General features: G+C 75.0%; 20 protein-coding genes. 14 read left to right on the top strand and 6 right to left on the bottom strand.

Annotated elements, in window-relative coordinates:
- The first annotated feature begins 66 nt into the window (after positions 1-66).
- A complete protein-coding gene (locus tag ACIQR3_RS08100; RefSeq protein WP_403535808.1) occupies positions 67-1266 on the top strand; it encodes a bifunctional adenosylcobinamide kinase/adenosylcobinamide-phosphate guanylyltransferase in 1200 nt (399 codons plus the stop codon).
- Here the strand turns inward: ACIQR3_RS08100 and ACIQR3_RS08095 are convergent.
- Positions 1242-2048, bottom strand: a complete 807-nt coding sequence (locus ACIQR3_RS08095; RefSeq protein ID WP_403535805.1) for a methyltransferase domain-containing protein — start codon at positions 2046-2048, stop codon at positions 1242-1244. The genes ACIQR3_RS08100 and ACIQR3_RS08095 overlap by 25 nt on opposite strands.
- A gap of 152 nt (positions 2049-2200) precedes the next feature.
- Between ACIQR3_RS08095 and cobT the strand changes: the two genes are divergently transcribed.
- From cobT to ACIQR3_RS08050, 9 genes are all read left to right on the top strand, one after another.
- On the top strand, positions 2201-3298 hold the full coding sequence (gene cobT / locus ACIQR3_RS08090) for a nicotinate-nucleotide--dimethylbenzimidazole phosphoribosyltransferase (RefSeq protein WP_403535802.1): 1098 nt from the start codon (positions 2201-2203) through the stop codon (positions 3296-3298).
- Positions 3295-4074 carry an adenosylcobinamide-GDP ribazoletransferase gene (locus ACIQR3_RS08085; protein ID WP_403535800.1) on the top strand — a complete coding sequence of 260 codons (780 nt, stop codon included), beginning with the start codon at positions 3295-3297 and terminating at the stop codon, positions 4072-4074. The genes cobT and ACIQR3_RS08085 overlap by 4 nt, the downstream gene beginning before the upstream one ends.
- 208 nt (positions 4075-4282) lie before the next feature.
- A complete protein-coding gene (locus ACIQR3_RS08080) occupies positions 4283-5830 on the top strand; it encodes a leucyl aminopeptidase (RefSeq protein WP_403535798.1) in 1548 nt (515 codons plus the stop codon).
- A gap of 283 nt (positions 5831-6113) precedes the next feature.
- Positions 6114-7502: a dihydrolipoyl dehydrogenase gene (lpdA, locus tag ACIQR3_RS08075; RefSeq protein WP_215165798.1), complete on the top strand. Its 1389-nt coding sequence runs from the start codon at positions 6114-6116 to the stop codon at positions 7500-7502.
- Positions 7503-7564: 62 nt separating this feature from the next.
- A complete protein-coding gene (gene sucB, locus ACIQR3_RS08070) occupies positions 7565-9349 on the top strand; it encodes a 2-oxoglutarate dehydrogenase, E2 component, dihydrolipoamide succinyltransferase (RefSeq protein ID WP_403535795.1) in 1785 nt (594 codons plus the stop codon).
- A 199-nt stretch (positions 9350-9548) separates the two neighbouring features.
- Positions 9549-10172 carry a GntR family transcriptional regulator gene (locus ACIQR3_RS08065; RefSeq protein ID WP_215165795.1) on the top strand — a complete coding sequence of 208 codons (624 nt, stop codon included), beginning with the start codon at positions 9549-9551 and terminating at the stop codon, positions 10170-10172.
- 347 nt (positions 10173-10519) lie between these two features.
- Complete coding sequence (gene aceE, locus ACIQR3_RS08060; protein ID WP_403535791.1) at positions 10520-13222, top strand: pyruvate dehydrogenase (acetyl-transferring), homodimeric type; 2703 nt, start codon at positions 10520-10522, stop codon at positions 13220-13222.
- A gap of 58 nt (positions 13223-13280) precedes the next feature.
- Positions 13281-14459: a helix-turn-helix transcriptional regulator gene (locus tag ACIQR3_RS08055; protein WP_403535788.1), complete on the top strand. Its 1179-nt coding sequence runs from the start codon at positions 13281-13283 to the stop codon at positions 14457-14459.
- Entirely contained in the window at positions 14459-14977 is a 519-nt protein-coding gene (locus ACIQR3_RS08050) for a DUF4240 domain-containing protein (RefSeq protein ID WP_403536764.1), read from the top strand. Before ACIQR3_RS08055 ends, ACIQR3_RS08050 begins: the two co-directional genes overlap by 1 nt.
- A gap of 59 nt (positions 14978-15036) precedes the next feature.
- On the opposite strand, the gene ACIQR3_RS08045 is transcribed toward ACIQR3_RS08050, so the two are convergent.
- Positions 15037-16446 (bottom strand): MFS transporter, encoded by a 1410-nt coding sequence (locus tag ACIQR3_RS08045; protein WP_403535785.1) that lies wholly within the window; start codon positions 16444-16446, stop codon positions 15037-15039.
- A gap of 100 nt (positions 16447-16546) precedes the next feature.
- Here ACIQR3_RS08045 and ACIQR3_RS08040 point away from each other — a divergent pair, with 100 nt between their 5' ends.
- Positions 16547-17107, top strand: a complete 561-nt coding sequence (locus ACIQR3_RS08040; RefSeq protein ID WP_403535782.1) for a TetR/AcrR family transcriptional regulator — start codon at positions 16547-16549, stop codon at positions 17105-17107.
- A gap of 10 nt (positions 17108-17117) precedes the next feature.
- Here ACIQR3_RS08040 and ACIQR3_RS08035 read toward each other — a convergent pair whose 3' ends face one another.
- Positions 17118-17354 (bottom strand): hypothetical protein, encoded by a 237-nt coding sequence (locus tag ACIQR3_RS08035; RefSeq protein WP_403535779.1) that lies wholly within the window; start codon positions 17352-17354, stop codon positions 17118-17120.
- Between the two features lie 28 nt (positions 17355-17382).
- On the bottom strand, positions 17383-18291 hold the full coding sequence (locus ACIQR3_RS08030) for a peptidoglycan recognition protein (protein ID WP_403535776.1): 909 nt from the start codon (positions 18289-18291) through the stop codon (positions 17383-17385).
- Positions 18292-18490: 199 nt separating this feature from the next.
- On the opposite strand from ACIQR3_RS08030, the gene ACIQR3_RS08025 reads away from it, so the two are divergent.
- On the top strand, positions 18491-19675 hold the full coding sequence (locus ACIQR3_RS08025; protein ID WP_403535773.1) for a MarP family serine protease: 1185 nt from the start codon (positions 18491-18493) through the stop codon (positions 19673-19675).
- Positions 19676-19718: 43 nt separating this feature from the next.
- Here the strand turns inward: ACIQR3_RS08025 and ACIQR3_RS08020 are convergent, their stop codons facing one another.
- Positions 19719-20213 carry a GNAT family N-acetyltransferase gene (locus ACIQR3_RS08020; protein ID WP_403535771.1) on the bottom strand — a complete coding sequence of 165 codons (495 nt, stop codon included), beginning with the start codon at positions 20211-20213 and terminating at the stop codon, positions 19719-19721.
- 71 nt (positions 20214-20284) lie between these two features.
- On the opposite strand from ACIQR3_RS08020, the gene ACIQR3_RS08015 reads away from it, so the two are divergent.
- Both ACIQR3_RS08015 and ACIQR3_RS08010 read left to right on the top strand, forming a co-directional pair.
- Complete coding sequence (locus tag ACIQR3_RS08015; RefSeq protein WP_403535768.1) at positions 20285-21181, top strand: TIGR01777 family oxidoreductase; 897 nt, start codon at positions 20285-20287, stop codon at positions 21179-21181.
- A gap of 197 nt (positions 21182-21378) precedes the next feature.
- On the top strand, positions 21379-22803 hold the full coding sequence (locus ACIQR3_RS08010) for an NAD(P)/FAD-dependent oxidoreductase (protein ID WP_403535766.1): 1425 nt from the start codon (positions 21379-21381) through the stop codon (positions 22801-22803).
- 23 nt (positions 22804-22826) lie between these two features.
- Here the strand turns inward: ACIQR3_RS08010 and ACIQR3_RS08005 are convergent, their stop codons facing one another.
- A complete protein-coding gene (locus tag ACIQR3_RS08005; protein ID WP_403535764.1) occupies positions 22827-24293 on the bottom strand; it encodes a regulator in 1467 nt (488 codons plus the stop codon).
- Positions 24294-24312 lie beyond the last annotated feature (19 nt).

The raw sequence follows: 24312 nt of genomic DNA, 5'->3' as shown, positions 1-24312 counted from the left end.
GCGCGGAGTGGGGCTACTCGGGGTCTCGGACGCGCAGGCCGGCGGGTGACCGGCGAAAATCGGTGCGTGGACGTGACTCTGCTCGGCACCGGTGCCCCCGCGGGACTCCCCCGCCCCGACTGTCCCTGCGCGGCCTGCGCCGCCGCCCTGGGCCCGCACGCGCGCGCGGCGACCGCGCTGCTGGTGGACGGGGCGCTGCTGCTCGACCTGACACCGGGCGCGGTGTTCGCCGCCGCCCGGTCCGGGCGCTCCCTGGGCGGGGTGACCCAGGTGCTGCTGTCGCATCCGGCGGACGGCCCGGCGGTGGAGGTGCCGGCCGGGCTGCCGCAGCCGGGCCGGGTGCCGGACGGGCGGGAGCTGGCGCTGCTGACCGGGCACCGGGTGCGGGCGGTGGCGCTGGACGCGCCGGGCACGGGGTACGCGGTGACCGGCCCGGACGGGCAGCGGCTGCTGTACCTGCCGCCGGGCGGCGCGCCCGCCGGACTGGAGGAACCGGCCGGCGCCTACGACCTGGTCCTCGCGGACGTCGTGGGCCGGCCGGACGCACTGGCGAAGCTGCGGGCGGTCGGCGCGGTGGGTCCGACGACGGACGTCGTCGCCGCGCACCTCGATCACGACGTGCCGCCGGGGCCCGAGCTGCGGCGCCGGCTCGCGGCGGCGGCGGCGCGGGCGGTGCCGGACGGGACGACGCTGACCGTCGGGGTGTACGAGGACGTGCCCGACGTACCGCGCCGGGCGCTGGTGCTGGGCGGGGCCCGGTCCGGGAAGTCGGTGGAGGCGGAACGGCGCCTCGCGTCCTTCCCCGACGTGCTGTACGTGGCGACGGGCGGGACGCGGGGCGGGGACACGGAGTGGGCGGCACGGGTGGCCACGCACCGGGAGCGGCGCCCGGGGTCGTGGCGTACCGCCGAGACCTGCGACCTGGTGCCCCTGCTGGCGCAGGACGGCCCGCCCCTGCTCATCGACTGCCTGTCGCTGTGGCTGACGGACGCCATGGACGCCGTGGGGGCGTGGGACGACGACCGGTGGGCGGACAGCGGGCAGCGGGAGCTGCGGGAGCGGACCCGGGACCTGACCGAGGCGGTGCGGGCCACCCGGCGCACGGTCGTCGCCGTCTCCAACGAGGTGGGCTCGGGGATCGTGCCGGCCACCGCCTCGGGGCGCCGCTACCGGGACGAGCTGGGCCGGCTCAACGCCGCGTTCGCCGCCGAGTGCGAGCAGGTGCTGCTGGTGGTGGCCGGTCAGGCGCTGGTGCTGCGGGGCTGAGGCGGGGTGCGGGGCCGGGAGGGGACGGGGGGCCGGGCGAGGGCGCGGGGCCGGACCGGGGTGCGGGCGACGACCCGGCGGCGGCCGGCGGGGGTGAGCAGGACGCAGCCGTGTTCCCGCAGTTCGGCGCGGAGCCGGGCGGTGGTCCGGGTGCCGGGCGGGGCGGCGAGCGGACCGCGCGGGCCGGCGGCGTCGACGAGCAGGTGACCGCCGGGGCGCAGGGCGCGCAGGGCGGCGCGGAGTTCGGCCCGCGGGTCGGGGCTGCGCTCCAGGTGGAGGACGCTGACGACGTCGTAGCGGGCGCGCAGCCGGGCGGCGAGGTGCGGGTCCGTCAGGCGGCCGACGTACGCCTCCTCCACGAGGTCGGCGGCGCGGGCGCGTAGCACGCGGTGGGTGGGGTCGACGCCGTCGAAGGAGGTGTACGGGAAGTACCGCCGCGCCGCGCGCGGGAAGCGGGCGTCGCCGGTGTCCAGGTCGAGCCAGCTCTCCGGCTCGGGGCAGTGCCGCAGCAGCGCGCGGGCGGCCGACAGGTGCCGCGGTCCGGTGACCGCCCGTACGGGAGTGCCGTCCTGGCCGTCCGGGCCCGGCGGCGGGTTGTGGAAGGCGTGCCGGCAGTCCCGGCAGGTGACGAGGACCGGCCGGTCCGGCGGGGCGTAGAGGCGCGGGCCGGGGCGCAGGCGCCGGGAGCCGCACCAGGGGCAGTCCGCGCGGCGGGGCGCGTACCGGGGGGCGGGCGGGACGGCGGGCAGCAGTACGGCCGGGGGTGACGGCGGCGTGGACACGGGCGGCTCCCTGTCTCGGCACGGAGGAAGGGGGTGACAATCTCCGCGAAACGGAACGTATGGGATGCCGGTCGCGGGAGCCAAGACGGCGCTCGGACGGGCGGGACATGTGCCCTCGGACGCACCCGACCAGGGCCGGTACTGTTCGGCGAATGAGCTCGCTGAATCTCGACGACTTCACCGACCTGATCGAGCGCCCGGACGGCGGGGTACGCCGTGACGCCGAGGCGCGCCGGGCCCGTCAGGCCGTGCCGCCCGGGGCGCTGGGCCGCCTGGACGACCTGGGCGAGTGGCTGGCCGCGGCGCAGTCCGCCGTACCGGTGCGGCCGGTGGAACGGCCGCGGCTGGTGCTCTTCGCCGGCGACCACAAGGTGGCCGAGCTGGACGTCTCGTCCCGGCCCGCGGGCAGCGCCGGCGAGCTGGTGCGCGAGGTGCTGGAGGGCGGCCGGCCCGTCTCCGTGCTGGCCCGGCGGCTCGGCGTGCCGGTGCGGGTGGTCGACATGGCGCTGGACTGCGACCCGGAGTCGCTGCCCGCCGAGGTGGTACGGCACCGGGTGCGGCGGGGCGGCGGACGGATCGACGTCGAGGACGCCCTCACCCTGGAGGAGGCGGAGGCCGCCTTCCGGGCGGGGGTCGCGGTGGCCGACGAGGAGGCCGACTCCGGTACCGACCTGGTGGTGCTCGGCGATGTGAGCGTGGGCGGGACCACCGCGGCCGGTGTGCTGGTGGCGGCCCTGTGCGGGACGGACGCCTCGGTGGTGACCGGACGCGGCGGGCAGGCCATCGACGACCTCGCCTGGATGCGCAAGTGCGCGGCGATCCGGGACGGACTGCGGCGGGCGCGGCCGGTGCTCGGGGACCAGCTGCGGCTGCTGGCGACGGTGGGCGGGGCGGACCTGACGGCGATGACCGGGTTCCTGCTGCAGAGCGCGGTACGGAAGATGCCGGTGATCCTGGACGGCGTGGTGACGGCCGCCTGCGCGCTGGTCGGGCAGCGGATCGCGTTCCGCGCGCCGGACTGGTGGCTGGCCGCGCACGACAGCGGGGAGCCGGGGCAGGCCAAGGCGCTGGACCGGATGGCCCTGGAACCGGTGCTGACCCAGGGTGTGCGGGTCGGTGAGGGCGCGGGCGGTCTGCTGGCCCTGCCGCTGGTGCAGGCGGCCGCGGCGCTGGCGGCGGAGCTGCCGGAGCGGGCCGAGGACGCGGCCGAGGCGGAGGCGGACGCCGAGGCGGAGGTCTCCGGAGCGTGACCGGCGCCGGCTCCGACGGGCTGCGTTTCGCGTTCGGGACGCTCACCGTCTTCCCCGTCAGGGTGAACCGCTGGGACCGGGGGGCCGCGCGGGGCGGCATGCTGTGGGCGCCGCTGGCCGGGGTGGCGGTCGGGGCGTGTGCCGCCGCCCTGGGGCTCGTCCTGCTGCTCCTCGGCGCGGGGCCGCTGCTCGCCGCCGTCGCCACCGCGGCCGTACCGGCGGTGCTCACCCGCGGACTCCATCTGGACGGCCTGGCCGACACCGCGGACGGGCTCGGCAGCGGGAAGCCCGCCGAGGACGCGCTGCGGATCATGAAGCAGTCGGACATCGGGCCGTTCGGCGTGCTCGCCCTCGTGCTGGTGCTGCTGGCCCAGGTGGCCGCGCTGGCGCAGGCGTACGGCGACTCCTGGGCCCGGGGCGCGCTCGCCGCCGTGGTCTCGGCGGCCGTCGCCCGGCTGGCGCTGACGCTGGCCGCCCGCACCGGCGTACCGGCCGCCCGCCCGGAGGGCCTCGGCGCGGCGGTCGCCGGGGTGGTGCCGGCCCGCGGCGCGCTGGGCGTCGCCGCCGCCGTCACGGTGGCCGCCGCCGCGGCGGGCGCAGCTCTCGGACCGGCGGACGCGGCCCGGACCGCCGTCGCCGTGCTCCTCGCCCTCGGCGCCGCCGAGCTGATGCTCCGTCACTGCGTGCGCCGCTTCGGCGGGGTCACCGGCGACGTCTTCGGCGGCCTGGCCGAGACCGCGGCCACGACGGCCCTGGTGGTGCTGGTCCTCGGCTGACGCGGGGCCACGAGCGTAGGCTCGTGCGGGGTTTCGGCACCGCCCAGGTGGAGACCGCGCCGCAGGAGGGATCTAGGGTCGGGTTCGGGCCCGGTCGACCCACCGCGTTCGGCCACACACCGGACTTCACCCGAATTCACCGGAAAACTTCACCGGAAACCCGGAAAACCGGAGACCGGAAAACAGACGGAAGCGAGATTTCACCACCGTGACTGCTCTCACTCTCAGCACCGCCGCGGCGCCCGGCCTGCGGGCCGACGCGATCGTGATCGGTGTCGCCAAGGGCTCCGCGAACGGCCGCCAGAGCCTGATCGTGGCTCCCGGCGCCGAGGCCGTGGACAAGGCGTACGACGGCAAGCTGGCCGGCGTTCTGGAGACCCTCGGCGCCTCGGGCGCGGAGGGCGAGGTGACGAAGCTGCCCGCGCCGGCCGGCTTCAAGGCGCCGCTCGTGGTGGCGGTGGGCCTGGGCGCCGAGCCCGAGAAGGACGCCGGTTACGACGGCGAGGCCCTGCGCAAGGCCGCCGGCGTCGCCGCCCGCGCCCTGGCCGGGACCAAGAAGGCCGCCTTCGCGCTGCCGCTGGCGGAGGCCGCGGACGCCGGCGCGGTCGGCGAGGGCGTGCTGCTGGGCGCGTACTCCTTCGACGCGTACAAGGACAACGGCGGCAGCGGCAAGGACAAGAAGGCCAAGAACGGCAAGGCGCCGCTGGCCGAGGCCGCGCTGCTGGGCGGCAAGCCCCGCGACAAGGCGTACAAGGCCGCCGTCGAGCGGGCCACCGCCGTCGCCGAGGAGCTGAACCGCGCCCGCGACCTGGTCAACACCCCGCCGAACGACCTGAACCCGGAGGCGTTCGCCGCGATCGCGCAGGCCGCCGCCAAGGAGCACGGCATCAAGGTGCAGGTGCTCGACGAGAAGGCGCTGACCAAGGGCGGCTACGGCGGCATCCTGGGCGTCGGCTCCGGTTCGGCGTCGACGCCGCGGCTGGTGAAGCTGTCGTACACCTCGTCCAAGGCGAAGAAGTCCCTGGCCTTCGTCGGCAAGGGCATCACCTACGACTCGGGCGGCATCTCGCTGAAGCCGGCCGGGCACAACGAGACGATGAAGTGCGACATGGCCGGTGCGGCGGCGGTCTTCGCCACCGTGGTCACCGCCGCGCGCCTCGGCCTGGAGGTCAACGTCACCGGCTGGCTGGCGCTGGCCGAGAACATGCCGTCGGGCTCCGCCGTCCGCCCCGGTGACGTGCTGCGCATGTACAGCGGCAAGACGGTGGAGGTGCTCAACACCGACGCCGAGGGCCGCCTGGTGCTGGCCGACGCGCTGTGGGCGGCCTCCGAGGAGGAGCCGGACGCGATCGTCGACGTGGCGACGCTGACCGGCGCGATGATGCTGGCGCTGGGCAGCCGGACGTTCGGGATCATGGCCAACGACGACGCGTTCCGCGCGGCGCTGCACGAGGCGGCCGAGGAGGTCGGCGAGCCGGCCTGGCCGATGCCGCTGCCGGAGCACCTGCGCAAGGGCATGGAGTCCTCGACGGCCGACATCGCCAACATGGGCGAGCGGATGGGCGGCGGGCTGGTGGCCGGGCTGTTCCTGCGGGAGTTCGTGGGCGAGGGGATCACCTGGGCGCACCTGGACATCGCCGGACCGGCGTTCAACGAGGGCGGGCCGTTCGGGTACACGCCCAAGGGCGGTACGGGGTCCGCGGTGCGGACGCTGGTGCGGCTGGCCGAGCGGGTTGCCGTCGGCGATCTCGGGTGACGTCCGCCTGAGAGCTGGGGACCGAAGGGGCGCTGGCGGCTGCGGGTCCGATGTGGTTGATCGCGCGGTTCCCCGCGCCCCTGGCGGCACCGCCGTGCCGGGATGCTCATGTGAACGTGCTGCGTCTCACACACCGGCCCCGCGTCTCGTACCCCCTCCGCGGGTGCGAAGATGGGTCCCGGCAGGACAGGGCCCCACCAAGGGCCGAAGAACGAGCGGCCGGACACCAGCCGCCGACCGGTCACTGGAGACCGGCGTGGCGCACATGCATGGAGGACGTGACGTGGCGAACGACGCCAGCACCGTTTTCGACCTAGTGATCCTCGGCGGTGGTAGCGGTGGTTACGCCGCGGCCCTGCGCGGGGCGCAGCTGGGCCTGGACGTCGCCCTGATCGAGAAGAACAAGGTCGGTGGTACCTGCCTGCACGTCGGCTGCATCCCCACCAAGGCGCTGCTGCACGCCGGTGAGATCGCCGACCAGGCCCGGGAGTCCGAGCAATTCGGCGTGAAGGCCACCTTCGAGGGCATCGACATGCCGGCCGTCCAGAAGTACAAGGACGAGGTCATCTCCGGCCTGTACAAGGGCCTGCAGGGGCTGATCGCCTCCCGCAAGGTGACGTACATCGAGGGTGAGGGCCGGCTCTCCTCCCCGACCTCGGTGGATGTGAACGGTCAGCGGATCCAGGGCCGCCACGTCCTGCTGGCGACCGGCTCCGTGCCGAAGTCGCTGCCGGGCCTGAACATCGACGGCGACCGGATCATCTCCTCCGACCACGCCCTCAAGCTGGACCGCGTGCCGAAGTCCGCGATCGTGCTGGGCGGCGGCGTGATCGGCGTCGAGTTCGCCTCCGCGTGGAAGTCCTTCGGCACCGACGTCACCATCGTCGAGGGCCTCAAGCACCTCGTCCCGGTCGAGGACGAGAACAGCTCGAAGCTGCTGGAGCGCGCGTTCCGCAAGCGCGGCATCAAGTTCAACCTGGGCACCTTCTTCCAGAAGGCCGAGTACACCCAGGACGGTGTCAAGGTCACGCTGGCCGACGGCAAGGAGTTCGAGGCCGAGGTCCTGCTCGTCGCCATCGGCCGCGGCCCGGTCTCGCAGGGCCTGGGCTACGAGGAGGCCGGGGTCGCCATGGACCGCGGCTACGTCCTCGTCGACGAGTACATGCGCACCAACGTGCCGACCATCTCGGCCGTCGGTGACCTGGTCCCGACCCTCCAGCTCGCGCACGTCGGCTTCGCCGAGGGCATCCTGGTGGCGGAGCGGCTGGCCGGTCTGAAGACCGTGCCGATCGACTACGACGGCGTGCCCCGGGTGACGTACTGCCACCCCGAGGTCGCCTCCGTGGGCATCACCGAGGCCAAGGCCAAGGAGATCTACGGTGCGGACAAGGTCGTCGCCCTGAAGTACAACCTGGCGGGCAACGGAAAGAGCAAGATCCTCAAGACCGCGGGCGAGATCAAGCTCGTCCAGGTCAAGGACGGTGCCGTGGTCGGCGTCCACATGGTCGGCGACCGCATGGGCGAGCAGGTCGGCGAAGCCCAGCTGATCTACAACTGGGAGGCGCTGCCCGCCGAGGTCGCGCAGCTCATCCACGCCCACCCGACGCAGAACGAGGCCCTCGGCGAGGCCCACCTGGCCCTCGCGGGCAAGCCGCTCCACTCCCACGACTGACCCCCTCGGTCACTGGGCGCGACGACACAGACTTCCGCAATTCGTAAGGAGCAACCGAAACCATGGCGGTTTCCGTAACCCTTCCGGCGCTCGGCGAGAGCGTCACCGAGGGCACCGTCACCCGCTGGCTCAAGGCCGAGGGTGAGCGCGTCGAGGCCGACGAGCCGCTGCTCGAGGTCTCGACCGACAAAGTCGACACCGAGATCCCGGCACCCGCCTCCGGCGTGCTGTCCTCCATCAAGGTCGCCGAGGACGAGACGGTCGAGGTCGGCGCCGAGCTGGCCCTGATCGACGACGGCACCGGCGCCCCGGCCGCCGCTGAGGCCCCGGCCGCCGAGCAGGTCGCCGAGCCGGCCCCCGAGCCCGCCGCTGCCGCCCCCTCCACCGAGCAGGCCGCCCCGGCGCCCGCTCCGACCCCGCAGGCCGCGTCCGGCGGCGGCTCCGCCGAGGGCACGGACGTCGTCCTGCCCGCGCTCGGCGAGTCGGTCACCGAGGGCACCGTCACCCGCTGGCTGAAGCAGGTCGGCGAGGAGGTCACCGAGGACGAGCCGCTGCTGGAGGTGTCGACGGACAAGGTCGACACCGAGATCCCGGCGCCCGCCTCCGGCACCCTGCTGGAGATCGTGGTCGGCGAGGACGAGACCGCCGAGGTCGGCGCCAAGCTCGCCGTCATCGGCGCGGCCGGTGCCGCTCCCGCCGCCGCCCCGGCTCAGGAGGCCCCGGCCGCCCCGGCGCAGCCCGAGCCGACGCCCGCCCCGGCGGCTCCGGCCCCGGCCCCGCAGGCGCCGACGGCTCCGGCCCCGCAGCAGCAGGAGACCCCGGCGCCCGCGCCGGCCCCGGCCGCCCCGGCCCCCGCGCCGGCTCCGGCCGCGCAGGCCCCGGCCGCTCCCGCCGCCGCCCAGCCGGTCGACGACGGCGCCTACGTCACCCCGCTGGTGCGCAAGCTCGCCGCCGAGAACGGCGTCGACCTGTCCACCGTCTCGGGCACCGGCGTCGGCGGCCGTATCCGCAAGCAGGACGTCATCGCCGCCGCGGAGGCCGCCAAGGCCGCCGCTCCGGCCCCGGCCGCGGCTGCCGCCCCGGCTGCTCCGGCCGCCAAGAAGGCGCCGAAGCTGGAGGCGTCCCCGCTGCGCGGCCAGACCGTGAAGATGCCCCGCATCCGCAAGGTCATCGGCGACAACATGGTCAAGGCGCTGCACGAGCAGGCGCAGCTGTCCTCGGTCGTCGAGGTCGACGTCACCCGGCTGATGAAGCTGCGCGCCCGCGCCAAGGACGCGTTCGCGGCACGTGAGGGCGTCAAGCTCTCCCCGATGCCGTTCTTCGTCAAGGCGGCGGCCCAGGCGCTGAAGGCGCACGCGCCGATCAACGCCAAGATCAACGAGGCCGAGGGGACCATCACCTACTTCGACACCGAGAACATCGGTATCGCGGTGGACTCCGAGAAGGGCCTGATGACCCCGGTCATCAAGAACGCCGGCGACCTCAACATCGCCGGTATCGCCAAGGCCACCGCCGACCTGGCGGGCAAGGTCCGGGCCAGCAAGATCACGCCGGACGAGCTGTCGGGCGCGACCTTCACCATCTCCAACACCGGTTCGCGCGGTGCGCTCTTCGACACGATCATCGTGCCGCCGGGCCAGGTCGCGATCCTCGGCATCGGCGCGACGGTCAAGCGTCCCGCCGTGATCGAGACGGAGGAGGGCACGGTCATCGGCGTCCGCGACATGACGTACCTGACCCTGTCCTACGACCACCGCCTGGTGGACGGTGCCGACGCCGCGCGTTACCTGACCGCGGTCAAGGCCATCCTGGAGGCGGGCGAGTTCGAGGTCGAGCTGGGCCTCTGACCTGCACGGTCCTCACGGCGCCCCCGTCCGGAACACTCCGGGCGGGGGCGCCGTCGTGCTGGTCACACCCGGCGTGTAAGCCTCGTCTCACCTGCGTGAAAGCGCCCTTGTGCGCCCTACCGCCGGGGCCCGGCGGCCGTATTGTCTATTCGTCAACGCCCCAGGGGGCCGGTAGGGGCCCCTCCCTAAGGAGCCCTTCATGACCGCGCCCGTCGTCCACTCGCTCCGCGAGCAGATCCGCGAGCACATCCTGGAAGGGATCATCAGCGGGCGCTGGCAGCCGGGCGAGCGGATCGTGGAGCGGCGGATCGCCACCGAGCTGGAGGTCAGCCAGACGCCCGTACGGGAGGCCCTGCGCGAGCTGGAGTCGCTGCGGCTGATCGAGTCGGCGCCGAACAAGGGCGTACGGGTGCGGAACCTGACCGCGGCCGACCTGGAGGAGAGCTACCCGGTACGGGCCGGTCTGGAGGCGATCGCGGCGGAGCTGGCGGCCGGGCGGCTGGCCGAGGACTGCTCGGCGCTGGAACCGCACGTCAGCGCGTTGTACGAGGCCGACCGGATGGCCGACGGGACGGCGCAGGTGAGGCACACGGTCGGTTTCCACCGGGAGCTGGTGCGGGCGGCCGGCAACTCGGTGCTGCTGCACACCTGGGAGGGGCTGGGCATCGAGGTGTTCACGGCCCTGTCGATACGGTGGCTGGGCACGGTGCAGCAGTCCTACGCGGAGGAGCACGAGGAACTGGTCGCCGCGTTCAAGCGCCGGGACCCGCGCATCGCCGAGCTGGTCAAGTCGCATGTACTGGGCTGCGCCCCGCGTCCCTGACCTTCTTCCCCCGCGCCCCTGAAGGGGCGCGGGGAACTGCGCGATCAGCCACGAAGCCCCCGCAGCCGCCACACCACCGAACCACCCGGGCTCCCCCGCGCACCCCTGCCGACCTGCAGAAACCGCCGACCTCGACAGTCACCCCGTGCCATCGCCGAAGGCACCCCGTGCCGACTTTCTCGTGATCAAGAGGTTTTGCCCCTCAACCCTTTGATCGATCATCGATCAGGGAGTTACAGTCACCGATGGACTCCCACCGGAGCCCACGCCCTGTCCTGCCAAAGACCAAGGGCACCCCCGAACCCTTACCGATGAGGGAACCCCCTTCGACTGAGGAAGGCGGCGACATGACCGACCCCTACGCCATCCAGCCGAGCGCGCTCGACCAGCTCCCGGACCGGGACCCTGAGGAGACCGCCGAATGGCAGGCGTCCCTGGACGCCGTCGCGAAGGCGGCCGGCCCGCACCGGGCCGCCTACCTGATGCGGCGCACGCTGGAGCGTGCCGAGGGAGCCGGCGTCGCACTGCCGAAGCTCCTCGAGACGGACTACGTCAACACCATCCCCACCGCCGCCGAGCCCACCGTGGACGGCGACGAGGAGATGGAGCAGCGGATCACCGCCTGGAACCGCTGGAACGCGGCGGCGATGGTGACCCGCGGCAGCAAATACGGCGTCGGCGGCCACATCGCCACCTTCGCCTCCGCGGCCTGGCTCTACGAGACCGGCTTCAACCACTTCTTCCGCGGCAAGGAGGGTGACGGCTCCGGCGACCAGCTCTACGTCCAGGGCCACGCCTCCCCCGGCATCTACGCCCGCGCCTTCCTCGACGGCCGGCTCAACGAGGACCACCTCGACAACTTCCGCCGCGAGTCCGGCGGCAACGGCCTCCCGTCGTACCCGCACCCGCGGCGCCTGCCCTGGCTGTGGGAGTTCCCGACCGTGTCGATGGGCCTCGGCCCGATCTCCGCGATCTACCAGGCGCGGTTCAACCGCTACCTGACCAGCCGCGGCATCAAGGACGTCTCCGACTCGCACGTGTGGGCGTTCCTCGGCGACGGCGAGATGGACGAGCCGGAGTCGACCACCGCGCTCACCCTGGCCGCCCGCGAGGGCCTGGACAACCTGACCTTCGTCATCAACTGCAACCTGCAGCGCCTCGACGGTCCGGTCCGCGCCAACTTCAAGATCGTGCAGGAGCTGGAGGCCCTCTTCCGCGGCTCCGGCTGGAACGTGATCAAGACGCTGTGGGGCACGGCCTGGGACGAGCTGTTCCAGCTCGACACCACGGGCGCGCTCGTACGCCGGCTGCGCGAGGTACCCGACGCGCAGGTCCAGACGTACCAGACCCGCGACGCCGCCTACATCCGCCAGGACTTCTTCGGCAAGGACCCGGCGCTCGTCGAGATGGCGAAGCTGCTGAGCGACGACAAGATCCTGGAGTGCTTCCACTTCTCGCGCGGCGGCCACGAGGCCCGCAAGGTCTACGCCGCGTACAAGGCCGCGCTCGCCCACAAGGGCGCGCCGACCGTGATCCTGGCCCAGACGGTCAAGGGCCACACCCTCGGCAAGGGCTTCGCGTCCAAGAACGCCAACCACCAGATGAAGAAGCTCTCGGTGGACGAGTTCAAGGAGATGCGCGACCTGCTCGGGCTGCCGATCAAGGACAGCGACTTCGTCGACGGCGTGGTCCCCTACGGTCACCCGGGCGCCGACTCCCCCGAGGTCCGCTACCTCCAGGAGCGCCGCGCGGCCCTCGGCGGTCCCGCCCCGGCCCGCCGCACCCACGCCCTGGCCCCGCTGCCCGCGCCCGCCGAGAAGGCGTTCGCCGCCTTCGACAAGGGCTCCGGCACGCAGTCCGTGGCGACCACGATGGCGTTCGTCCGCCTGGTCAAGGACCTGGTCCGGGACAAGGAGACCGGCAAGCGCTGGGTGCCGATCGTCCCCGACGAGGCGCGCACCTTCGGCATGGAGAGCCTGTTCCCGTCGCTCGGGATCTACTCCCCCAAGGGCCAGACGTACGAGCCGGTCGACCGCGACCAGCTGATGTACTACAAGGAGGCCGAGAACGGCCAGATCCTCAACGAGGGGATCACCGAGGCCGGCTCGATGGCCGACTTCATCGCCGCGTCCACCGCGTACGCCACGCACGGCGAGGCGATGATCCCGTTCTACATCTTCTACTCGATGTTCGGCTGGCAGCGCACGGCCGACCAGATGTGGCAGCTCGGCGACCAGCTCGGCCGCGGCTTCCTGATCGGCGCCACCGCCGGCCGTACCACGCTGACCGGCGAGGGCCTCCAGCACGCCGACGGCCACACCCCGGTGATCGCCGCTACCAACCCGGCGTCCCTCACGTACGACCCGGCGTTCGCCTACGAGATCGCCGTCATCGTCAAGGAGGGCCTGCGCCGGATGTACGGCGAGGCCAAGCCGGGCGAGGACCAGAACGTCTTCTACTACCTGACCGTCTACAACGAGCCGATGCCGCAGCCCGCGAAGCCGCAGGGCCTCGGCATCGACGAGGGCATCGTCAAGGGCCTGTACCGCTTCAACACGGCGGAGTCGGCGGGCCTGGCCCCGGCGGCGAACGCCCCGCGCATCCAGCTGCTGGCCTCCGGTACGGCGATCCACTGGACGCTCAAGGCGCAGCAGCTGCTCGCCGCCGAGTGGGGCGTGGCCGCCGACGTGTGGTCCGCGACCTCCTGGACGGAGCTGCGCCGGGACGCCATGGACGCCGACGCGGCGCTGCTGCGCGGCGAGGACCGCACGCCGTACGTCCGGCAGGCGCTCCAGGGTGCCGAGGGTCCGGTGCTGGCGGTCTCCGACTACATGCGCCAGGTCCCCGACCAGATCGCGCAGTGGGTCGAGCAGGACTGGTCCTCGCTGGGCGCCGACGGCTTCGGTCTGTCGGACACCCGTGAGGGCGCCCGGCGCCACTTCGGCGTGGACGCCGAGTCCGTCGTCGTCGCGGCGCTGGCCCAGCTGGCCCGGCGCGGCGAGATCAAGGCGACGGCCGTGAAGGAGGCGCGCGAGCGCTACGGCCTGTAAGCCGGATGTTCCAGGAGGCCCCCGCCCGTCGGCGGGGGCCTCCTGCATGATGTGGGCCATGCGTGCCGCCCGCCTGATCAAGATGGTCCTGCTGCTCCAGTCCCGGCCCTCGATGACCGCCGCCGAACTGGCCCGGGAGCTGGAGGTGTCCGAGCGGACGGTCACCCGGGACGCGCAGGCCCTGTCGGAGGCGGGCGTGCCGGTGTACGCGGACCGGGGCCGGGCCGGCGGCTACCGGCTGATCGGCGGTTACCGGACCCGGCTGACGGGGCTGCACCGCGGCGAGGCGGAGGCGCTGTTCCTGTCGGGGGTGCCGGGGGCGCTGCGCGAGATGGGCCTGGAGGACGCGGCGTCGGCGGCCCGGCTGAAGGTCTCGGCGGCCCTCCTGCCCGCCCTGCGGGACGCCTCCCGTACGGCCGCGCAGCGCTTCCACCTGGACGCCCCGAACTGGTTCACCGAACCGCGCACGCCCGAGCTGCTGCCGGCGGTGGCGGACGCGGTGTGGGACGACCGCCGCGTCACGGCGCGCTACCGGCGCGGCGAGGACGAGGTCGAGCGGGAGCTGGAGCCGTACGGGCTGGTCCTGAAGGCGGGGGTCTGGTACCTGTGCGCCCGGGTGACGGAGGCGGCGGACGCGGCCGACTCGACGGACGGGGCGGACGCGGTGGGTGGGGACGACGGGGTGGGTGGGGCCGACGCGGTGCGTGGTGCGGACGCGGTGCGTGATGCGGACGCGGTGGGTGGGGACGACGGGGACGACGCGGACTTCCGGGTCTACCGGATCGACCGGTTCGTGTCGGTCGATCCGGGCGGGCAGCGGTTCGCGCGGGACGGGGGGTTCGATCTGCCCGGGTTCTGGGCGCAGCGGGCGGAGCAGTTCGCGCGGTCGATCCTGCGGACCGAGGCGGTGGTGCGGCTCTCCCCGGCCGGTGCGCGGCGGCTGCCGTACGCCGTGGACCCGGTGGCAGCCCGGCAGGCCCTGGCCGCCGCCGGACCGCCGGACGGGGAGGGGCTGCTCACGGTGACGCTGCCGGTGGAGTCGGAGGAGGTCGCCCACGAGCGGCTCGGGGCGCTCGGCCCGGAGGCGGAGGTGCTGGCCCCCCAGTCGCTGCGCGAGCGCTTCGCGGCGGACGCCCGGCGGCTCGCCGCCCTGTACGGGCAGGGGGCCGAGGGGCGGACGGCGATCCGCCGCCCGGACGTGCGTCCCGGTCCGCCAGGGCCGATCCTGGACGCGTGATGGACGAGACGGAGTTCTGGGAGCTGATCGACACCGCTCGCCGGGGTGCCGGGGGCGACCCCGAGGACCAGGCCGACCTGCTGGTGGAGCGGCTGTGCCGGCTGGACCCGGAGGCCGTCCTGGACTTCGCCCGTCACTTCGAGGTCCGCTACCAGCGCGCCTGCACCTGGGAGCTGTGGGGCGCCGCCTGGATCCTGCTCGGCGGCGCGAGCGACGACGCGTTCGACTGCTTCCGGTGCTGGCTGATCGGCCAGGGCCGGGAGGTCTACGAGGGAGCCGTGCACGACGCGGACGCGCTGGCCGACCTCCTCGACGACTTCGACGAGGAGGTCGACGGCGACGGCGAGGACCTCGGCTACGCGGCCGACGAGGCCTACGAGCAGCTCACCGGCGCGGTCGCCCCGGACCTGGACATCCCCCCGCCGCCCGCCGAACCGGTGGGCACCCCGATCGACCTGGAGCACGACCGCGCGCTGGCGGAGCGCCTGCCCCGGCTGTGGGAGCGGTTCGGCGACTGAGGAGCCGTCCGGCACCGCGTTCCGGCCGGGTCCGGTGCCGGAGGGGCCGCGGGCGCGGATCAGGCGGTACCCGGCCCGTCGCCGGACGGCCGTGCGGAAACGCCGCCGCGGGGCGCGGCCACGGCGGCCGCGCAGAGCGCGAACGCGCCGGCGACGAGGAACGCGCCGGTGTAGCCCGACTCCGCCGGCGGCCGGGCGGGCCCGCCCGCCGACGCGGTCACGAGCGCGACGGCGACCACGGACCCGAACGCGCCGCCGACGGTGCGCAGGACGGTGTTGACGCCCGTGGCCGCGCCGGTCTGCTCCTGGCCCACGGCACCGACGACCAGGCCGCCGAGCGAGGCGAAGGCGAGCCCGTACGCCAGACCCAGCAGCGCGCACCAGACGAGCACCTCCGCGAGGTGGCCGTGCAGCAGGCCGAGGCCGCCCAGCGCGCACGCCGCGAGGACGGCGCCCGCCCGGAAGGCGGCCCGCGCCCCGAGCCCGGCCGACAGCCGTGCCGCGAGGGGTGTGGCGAGGAGCGTGCAGACGGCGACCGGGGCCATGAGGAGCCCGGTCAGGGCCGGGGAGAGACCGAACCCGTACCCGAGGGCGGTCGGTGTCTGGGCGAACAGCGGCAGCAGCGTGACCGCGGCGAACATGCCCACGCTGACCATCAGGGTGGCGGCGTTGGTGGCGAGCAGCCGCGGCCCCACCAGGAGACGGAGGTCGACCAGGGGCGCCGCGACCCGCCGCTCGACGAGCCCGAACGCGGCGGCCAGGGCGACCGCGGCGGCCGACAGGGCGATGATCCCCGGCGAGGTCCAGCCCCACGTACGGCCCTGGCTCACGGCCGGCAGCAGGGCGCTCAGCGTGCCCGCGAGCAGCACCGCCCCGGCCAGGTCGACCCGCCCCGCGCGGCTGCCGGGCGGGGCGGGCAGACGGGCCGCCCCGGCCAGGGCGAGGACAGCCGGTACGGCGGTGAGCCAGAACAGCGCGGCGGGACCGGCGGCATCGGCGAGCGGACCGGCGACGACCATGCCCAGCGCCCCGCCGACGCCGACCATCGCACTGAGCGCGGCGACGACTCCGGACAGCCGCTCGGCCGGAACGTACCGGCGGGCCAGCCCGAAGGCACAGGGGAGGACCCCGCCGGAGAGCCCCTGGAGGACCCGGCCCGTCAGGACCGCCGCGTAGGAGCCCAGCTCGGTGCCGGCCGCCGCGGTCACGGAGCCGGCCAGCAGCAGCGCGAGACCGGTGACGAGGACCCGGCGATGACCGAACAGGTCGCCCAGCCGCCCCGCCACCGGTGTGGCGACGGCCGAGGCCAGCATGAAGGCGGTCAGCAGCCAGCCGGCGCCGGCCGCCGTGGTGCCGAGCGCGCGGGCGAACGGCGTCAGTGCGGCGAGCACGATCGTCTGGGCGATCGCCACGCCGAACGCCGCGAGCAGCAGTACCGGCGTCCCGGTGGCGGAGCGACGCGTCCGCACGGTCCCCACTCCCACTCCTCATCGACGAAGTGAGGGCACCCTAACCTATTGGAGACCAGTGGTCACTAATGTGGGGCGGAGCGTTCGTAGACTGGCGTGCGTGAAGGCGACGACCCCCAAGCCCGGCCGCCCCGCGCGGCTGAGCCGTGAGCTGATCGTGGAGGCCGCGCTCGGCTGCGACCTGCGGACCGTGACGATGCGGGACATCGCCGGGCGGCTCGGCGTCTCCCACTCGGCGCTCTACCGCTGGGTCGGCAACCGCGACGAGCTGCTCGACCTGGTCGGCGAGGTGGTGGTCGAGCGCATCCTGCCCACGACCGAGCCGACGGCCGACACCTGGCGGCCGTGGCTGGCGGACCTCGCCTGGCGGATGCACGACCAGTTCCTCGCCGTACCCGGGTACGCGGCGCACGTCGCGCTGCCCCACCGGCACAACGCGCGGGCGTTCGGGCTGCTGCGCGACCGGGTGGTCTCGGCGTTCCGGCTGGCCGGCGCCTCCGAGGCGCTCGCCGAGCAGAGCTGGTACATCTTCGGCCTGGGCGTCGTGCAGTGGCTCGGGGCCCGGCAGCTGGGGCACACGCTCGGAACGGCCGAGCCCCGCTTTGACCTCTTCCTCGACGTGCTCCTGCGCGGGCTCCCGGCCCGGGAGCCCGCGGCGTAGGCCGCCCCGCTCAGGCCGCGCGGCGGCGGGTCGTGTCCGTCGGTATGTACGCCTGGGTCTGCTCGGTCTTCAGGGCGGTCGCGTGGTGCTGTGGGGCCGCGTTGGCCTGGTCCAGGGCGGAGGCGGTGACGGCGGCCGGGCCCAGGACCACGGCCGCGGCGGCGGCCAGCGCGGTCCAGGGGCGGCGCAGTGCCTCGGCCCAGGTGCTCGTGCTGGTGCTGGTGCTGTGGTCCTGGCTGTTCTTCATCGTGGTCCCCACCTCCGGTCGGCTTGTGTCACCGACCGTAGGAGCCCGGGCTCTGAGGAGCCTGCGCGGCCGCTGTGGCCGTCCTGTGAGACGCGGGGCGGCCCTGGAGCCGGGCCGCGCGCTCCCGGATCTCGGGGAGCTCGGCGGTGAGCGCGGCGCCGGGGCAGCTGGTCTGGTAGCCGTCGTCGTGCCCGGCGACGGCGGGCAGCGCCGCGGCGGTGCCGGCGGCGTACCGGCTGAGGCCGTTGCTGGAGACCAGGCGGACCCGGTCGCGCGGGTCGGTGCCGGCGGGGCCCAGTTTCCAGGCGGCCAGCGCGGCGATCGCGTCGGTCAGCGCGCGGGGCACCGGCACGCCCTCGGTGTAGGTGCCGAGGGCGGCGATGCCGGTGGTGCGGTGGTTGAAGCCCTGGGTGTGGGCGCCGGTGACGGCCCGGTCGACGCCGCCGGCGCGGCCCTCGTAGACGGTGCCGCAGCGGTCGACGACGAAGTTGTAGCCGAGGTCGTCCCACTCCCGGGCGCCGGTCTGGCCGGTGTAGATGTCGCGCAGGATGCGGGGCGCGTCGGCGCAGTCGTAGCCGTTGGGGCTGTCGGTGTGGTGGACGAAGACGGCGACGACCTGGTCGTCGTAGCGCGGGGGCGGCTGCCGGCGGGCGGCGTCGCCCAGCCAGGACGAGCGGGGGACGATGTCCGGCCGGGGTGCGGCGTACCGGCTCTCCGGCCGGGCGGTGGCGCGGGCGTGCGGGCCGGCCGGCCGGTCCGTGCCGGTCAGGAACAGCGCCAGCCCGACGGCGGCGGCGAGGACGGGCAGACAGCCGAGCAGCAGGACGGGGACCGGGACGCGGCGTGGAACGCGAAGCGGGAGACGGAGCGGGAGACGGAGCGGGATGCGTCCCGCGCGCCGTCTCGCGGCCTCCCGGAGCCCTCGCAGCACACGCATGTCATCCACTGTCCGTCCGTCGTGACCCGCCCGCGACGTGCGTTGTGCCACCCGGTGGAACCATCGTCCCGGTCCGCGGCGTTTCCCCGGGTAGCCGCACGTGTGGCCGGTTACCGGCCGCGGGTGCGGCACCGGCTGATCGCCGGGCCCTTCCGGCACGTACCGAGGGGTGCCAGGGTCCGAGAGAAAGGCGGCTCGTGTGGATCTGCTCGACATCGTGCTGGCGCTGGTGGTGCTGGCGTACGCGGCCTCCGGGTACCGGCGCGGGCTGGTGGCGGGCTGTGTCTCGCTCGCCGGGTTCGTCGGCGGGGCCGTCGTCGGCGTGTGGATCCTGCCGTGGGTGATGGAGCTGGTGACGCCGGGGACGACGACGGCGACGGTGACCGCCGTGCTGACGGTGCTGGTCCCGGCGGCGGTGGGGCACGAGCTGGCGGGGCGGCTCGCGCTCAGGCTGCGGCGGGAGCTGGACGCCGGGCCGCTCAGGGTCGCCGACGGGGTGGGCGGGGCGGTGGCCAACTCGGCGGCGGCGCTGATCGTGGCGTGGGTGGCGGCGAGCGTGCTGGCCGCGTCGCCGACGCCGCTGCTCGCCTCGGCGATCCGGGACTCGGCGGTGCTGGGCGCGGTACAGCGGGCGATGCCGGAGACCACCCCGGCATGGTTCTCGCGGGCCACCTCGGCGCTGACCGAGGCGGGGTTCCCGCAGGTCTTCAACCCCTTCGAGAACGAGGCGACCGCCCAGGTGGCCGAGCCTTCCGGGGACAGCGTCACGGCGGCGGCCACCAACGCCGCCAAGCTGAGCACGGTGAAGATCGAGGGCGTGGCCGGCGCCCAGGGCCGTGAGGGCAGCGGCTTCGTGTACGCCGACCGGCACGTGATGACCAACGCCCACGTGGTGGCCGGCATGGACGCCCCGGGCGTGCGGGTGGGCGGCGTCGGACGGACGTACGAGGCGCGGGTGGTGCTGTTCGACCCCGACAAGGACGTGGCGGTGCTGTACGTGCCGGAGCTGGACGCGCCCGCCCTGCGGTTCGACGACGAGGCCGGGCGCGGTGACGCGGCGGTGGTCGCCGGGTACCCGCAGGACGGCGCCCTGGACCTGCGGGCGGCGACGGTGGCGAACCGCGTGCGGGCCACGGGCCAGAACATCTACAGCGACGCCGAGGTCACCCGGGAGATCTACTCCATACGCTCCACGGTCCGCCCGGGCAACTCCGGCGGACCGCTGCTGACCACCGAGGGCCGGGTGTACGGCATGGTCTTCGCCCGCTCCACCTCCGACGCCGCCACCGGGTACGTGCTGACGGCCGCCGAGGTGTCCGGCGAGGCGCGGCGCGCGGCGACGGCCACGGCGGCCGTGGACACGGGGGCGCCGGTGACGTCGTAGCACGGTCCCCGGAAACCGGAGCAGGGTTGTCGGAGCAGCGCCGTCAGAGCAGGGACTTGCCCATCAGCACGTCGTCGACGTACGCGCCGTCCAGGAGGAACTCCTCGGGCAGCACCCCTTCGACGGCGAAGCCCTCGGATTCGTAGAGCGTGCGGGCGGGCGTGTTGGGGCCGAGGACACGCAGGGTGAGGCGGCGGGCGCCCTGGCGGCGGGCCTCCTCGGCGGCGGCGCGCAGCAGGAGGCGGCCGACGCCGTGGCCGCGGGCCGCCTCGGCGACGGCGAGGCCGTGGACCGCCCGGACGTGCCGGTTGGAGGCGAGGGGGGTGGGGCGCCCGAGGCGGAGGTAGCCGACGACGCGGCCGCCGAGTTCGGCGACGAGGTGGGCGTCGGGGCCCGCGTGGTCCTCGAAGAAGGGGGCGTCCGGTTCCGGACGGGGCGAGACCGCGTGCAGCGGGGACCAGGCCTCCCGGTCGAGCAGGCCGAGCGCCTCTTCGTCGTCGGGCCGGGCGGATCGTATGTGCGGCACTTCGTCGGGCATGGCGGTCACTTTACGGCGCGGCGCCGGCGGCCCCGAGGCATCGATTCGATGGTGGCGGCAGGATGTTCCCCATGGAACCTTCCCGCATCGCGGTGGCCGGCGCGTCCGGTCTCATCGGCAGCGCGCTGGCGCGGTCCCTGACGGCGGACGGGCACGAGGTGGTGCGCCTGGTACGGCACGCGCCCCGGGGGCCGGGCGAGGTCCGCTGGGACCCCGAGCGCGGCCGGGTCGACACGGCCGGGCTGGCCGGCTGCGACGCCGTGGTCAACCTGGCCGGGGCCGGTGTCGGCGACCGGCGCTGGACGGCGGCGTACAAGGCGCGGATCCGGGACAGCCGGGTCCACGGCACGGCGGCGCTGGCCCGCGCCGTCGCCTCCCTGGACCGGCCGCCGGGGGTCTTCGTGAACGGCAGCGCGATCGGTCTCTACGGGGAGACCGGGGAGCGGACGGTCGACGAGAGCGCCCCCGCGGGCGAGGGATTCCTGCCCGGCGTGTGCGTCGAGTGGGAGGCCGCCGCCGCGCCCGCCCGGGAGGCCGGCGTACGGACGGTGTTCACCCGTACCGGGCTGGTCGTCGCGCGCGGCGGCGGGGCCTGGGGGCGGCTGTTCCCGCTGTTCAAGGCGGGGCTCGGCGGGCGCCTGGGCGACGGACGGCAGTACTGGTCGTTCATCGCGCTGCACGACGAGGTGGCCGCGATCCGCCATCTGCTGGCCCGCGAGGACCTGTCCGGCCCGTTCAACCTGACCGCCCCGCGGCCGCGCACCAACCGGGAGATCACCGAGGCGATGGGCCGGGTCCTGCGCCGGCCCGCCCTCTTCGCGGTCCCCGCTCCGGTGCTGCGCACGGTGCTCGGCGAGATGGCCGGGGACGTGCTGGGCAGCGCGCGGGTGGTGCCGGGGCGGCTGCTGGAGTCGGGCTTCCGGTTCGCGTTCCCGGAGATCGAGGGGGCGATCCGCGCGGCCCTGTGACCCGCCGCGGCGGCGCGCCGGGCGACGGCCGGGGCCGGGCGGCCCCGGCCGCGTGCGACCTGCGTGCGACCGTGCCCTGTCTCCGTGCGACTGTCACCGACCGGACGCGGCCCTAGTCTCGATCTGAACTCGGGTAATCCGAAAGCCAGTTGGGGGTCAGTCGCCTCCAGTGGCCGCGCGATCGCGAGGAGGGGCACGTGCTTGAGCCCGCGTACCAGGCGGACGTCGTCGTCGTGGGGGCCGGGGTCGCCGGACTCGCGGCGGCGCACCGGCTGACCAGTCAGGGAGTGTCGACCGTGGTCCTGGAGGCGGCCCCCGTGACGGGCGGCCGGATGGCGACCGAGAAGGTCGACGGCTTCCGGCTCGACCGGATCGGGCAGTCGCTGTCGACGTCCTGTCCCGAACTGAGGCTCGTCCCCGGCCTGGACGGGCTCGTGCTGCGGCCCTTCGCGCCGGGGGCGCTGGTCCACAGCGAGGGTCTGCACCACCGCGTGAACGCTCCCTACGGCTCCGGGGGCGCACGGGGCGCATTGCACGCCGTACGCGCCCTGGCGAGCGCTCCGCGGCCGGCGCCGGGGGCGCGCGGGCCGGTGCCGGGAGCCGGCCGGGCCGGGGCCTTCCCCCGGGCGGCCGGGCGGCAGGCGGTGGCCCGCCGGGTGCGGGCCGGGTCCCCGCTGGGCACCGCCGTCGACCAGGCCCGGCTGACCGCCGCGCTCACCCGGCTCGCGACCACGCCGGTCGAACGGCTGCTGGCCCGCCCGGAGCTGCCCGCGCGGCAGGCGCTCGCCGTCCGCGGGCTGCCCGCCCGCACCATCGACGGCTTCCTGCGTCCGCTGCTCGCCGCGCTGCTGTGCGACCCGGAGCTGACCAGCTCCAGCCGGTGCGCCGACCTGGCGTTGCGCGCCTTCGCGACCGGGCGGCTGGGGCTGCCGGAGGGCGGCGCCGAGACCCTGCCGGCCCTGCTGGCCGGGGCGCTGCCGCCGGGCACCGTGCGCACCGGCGTACGGGTCACCTCGATCGCCACCAACGCGGTGACCACCGCCGCGCACGGCGTCCTGCGCTGCCGTGCGGTGCTGCTGGCCACCGACGCCCGGGCCGCCGCCGAGCTGCTGCCCGGGCTGCGGGTCCCGGACTTCCACCCGGTGACGGTGGTGCACCACACCACCGACGAGCCCCCGGCAACCGGCACGGCCCTGCTGCTCGACGCCGACCGGGGCGGCCCGGTCGCCCACACGGCCGTGGTCAGCGAGGTGGACCCGTCCCGCGCCCCGGCCGGCCGCGCCCTGGTGTCGTCCACCGTCCTCGGCCCGCCCCCGCCCGACGTCGACACCGCCGTACGCGCCCACCTGTCCCGCCTCTACGGCACCTCGACCGCGCGCTGGGAGACCCTGGCGGTGCACCACACGCCCGAGGCGGTGCCGGCCATGCGCCCGCCGCACGACCCGCGCCGTCCGGTGCGCCTGCTGGCGGGCCTGTACGTCTGCGGCGACCACCGCGACGCGGGCACCGTCCAGGGCGCCCTCCGCTCGGCCCACCGCGCGGCGACAGCCGTCCTGACGGACCTGGGGAAGGGGGGCTCCCTGCACCGGGCGGATCCCGGCCCGACCAGTCGAGCGGCGTGAACACCCCAGGGAGCCACAGGGGGCTACCCCAAGGCCGCGACCTTGTCCCGGTACCCCCGGACCGGCGCCGCGTCGCGGTATGGCTCCAGCCTCCGCTCGAACTCCCGCACGTACTCCACCGCCCGCACCGACCGCATCTCCGCCGCCTGCCCGGCCGCCTCGGCCCCCAAGTGGCACGCCGCGTCCAGTTCGCCGAGGCCCAGCCGGGCGGTGGCCAGCACCACCCGGCAGAACAGCCGGCCGCGGGCCTGGGCCGCGGGCCGCAGTTGCAGGGACCGCTCGGCCTGCTGCGCGGCGACCCGGAACTGCTGGAGGTCCCGGTGGCAGTGGGCCAGTTCGTCGGCGAGCTGCGCCTCGTCGAAGAACCGCGCCCAGTGCGGCACCTCGTCGCCGGGCCGGGCGGCCTCCATGGCCCGTTCGGCCCGCACCAGGGCCGCGGTGCAGGCCCGCACCTCGCCGAGCACCGCGTACCCGCGCGCCTCGCAGACGTGCAGCAGCGCCTGCACCACGGGCGGCGCGGTGCTGCCCACGCCCTGCTGGGCGACGCGGGCGAGCTGCACCGCCTCGCGCCCGTGCCCGAGGTAGACGGCCTGCCGGCTCATGGTGGCCAGCACGTAGGACCCGTACGGCCGGTCCCCGGCCGCCTGCGCGAGCCGCAGGGCCTGCACGAAGTAGCGCTGCGCGAGCCCGTGCGCGGCGATGTCGTACGAGGTCCAGCCGGCCAGCCGGGTGAGGTCGGCGGCGGCGGCGAACAGCCGGCGGCCGGTCTGCTCGCCGTAGCTGCCGCGCAGCATCGGCTCCAGTTCGTGTTCGAGGTAGCGGACCAGGGCCTGCCGGGCGTGGCCGCCGCCGTAGCGGTCGTCCAGGCTGCGGAAGAGTTCGCCCACCGAGCGCAGCGCGGCCAGGTCGCCGGCGCCGACCCGCAGTCCGGGGCCGCGGTCGACCGGGGAGCGCCGCCGGCCCCCGGCCTCCAGCTGGGCCGGGATGCCGGGGAGCGCCGGGCGGCCCTGGGCGGGGATGCGGGCCGGCGGTTCGGCGCGGGCCACCTTGTCGTCGGCGCGGCCGATCAGCCAGTCCCGGCTGGGCACGACGAGGCCCGCCGGGGTGAACGCGATCTTGCGGAGTTCGGCGTGGCTGCCGGAGTCCTTGCGCCACAGGCCGCTGACGATGTCGACGGCCTCCTCGGGGGTCGCGGCGAACTCCAGGCCCGCGTAGACGGGGGCACAGGCGTCCAGGCCGAGGTCCTGGGCGGTGAGCCGGCGGCCCAGGCGCCGGGTGAAGACCTCGGCGATCAGTGCGGGGGTGGTGCCTCGGGGCTGCTGGCCGCGCAGCCATCGGGTGACGGACGTCTTGTCGTATCTGAGGTCCAGGCCGTGTTCGAGGCCGAGCTGGTCGACGCGACGCGCGAGACCCGCGTTGGAGAAGCCGGCTTCGGCGATGAGCGCGGCGAGCTGGCGGTTGGGGGTGCGCTGCGCGGGTCGTTCCGTCATGGTGCGGTGCGGTCTCCTG

It is taken from the genome of Streptomyces sp. NPDC090994, assembly GCF_044768905.1.
Classification (GTDB): domain Bacteria; phylum Actinomycetota; class Actinomycetes; order Streptomycetales; family Streptomycetaceae; genus Streptomyces.
This window is presented reverse-complemented; position numbering and strand designations above follow the sequence as displayed.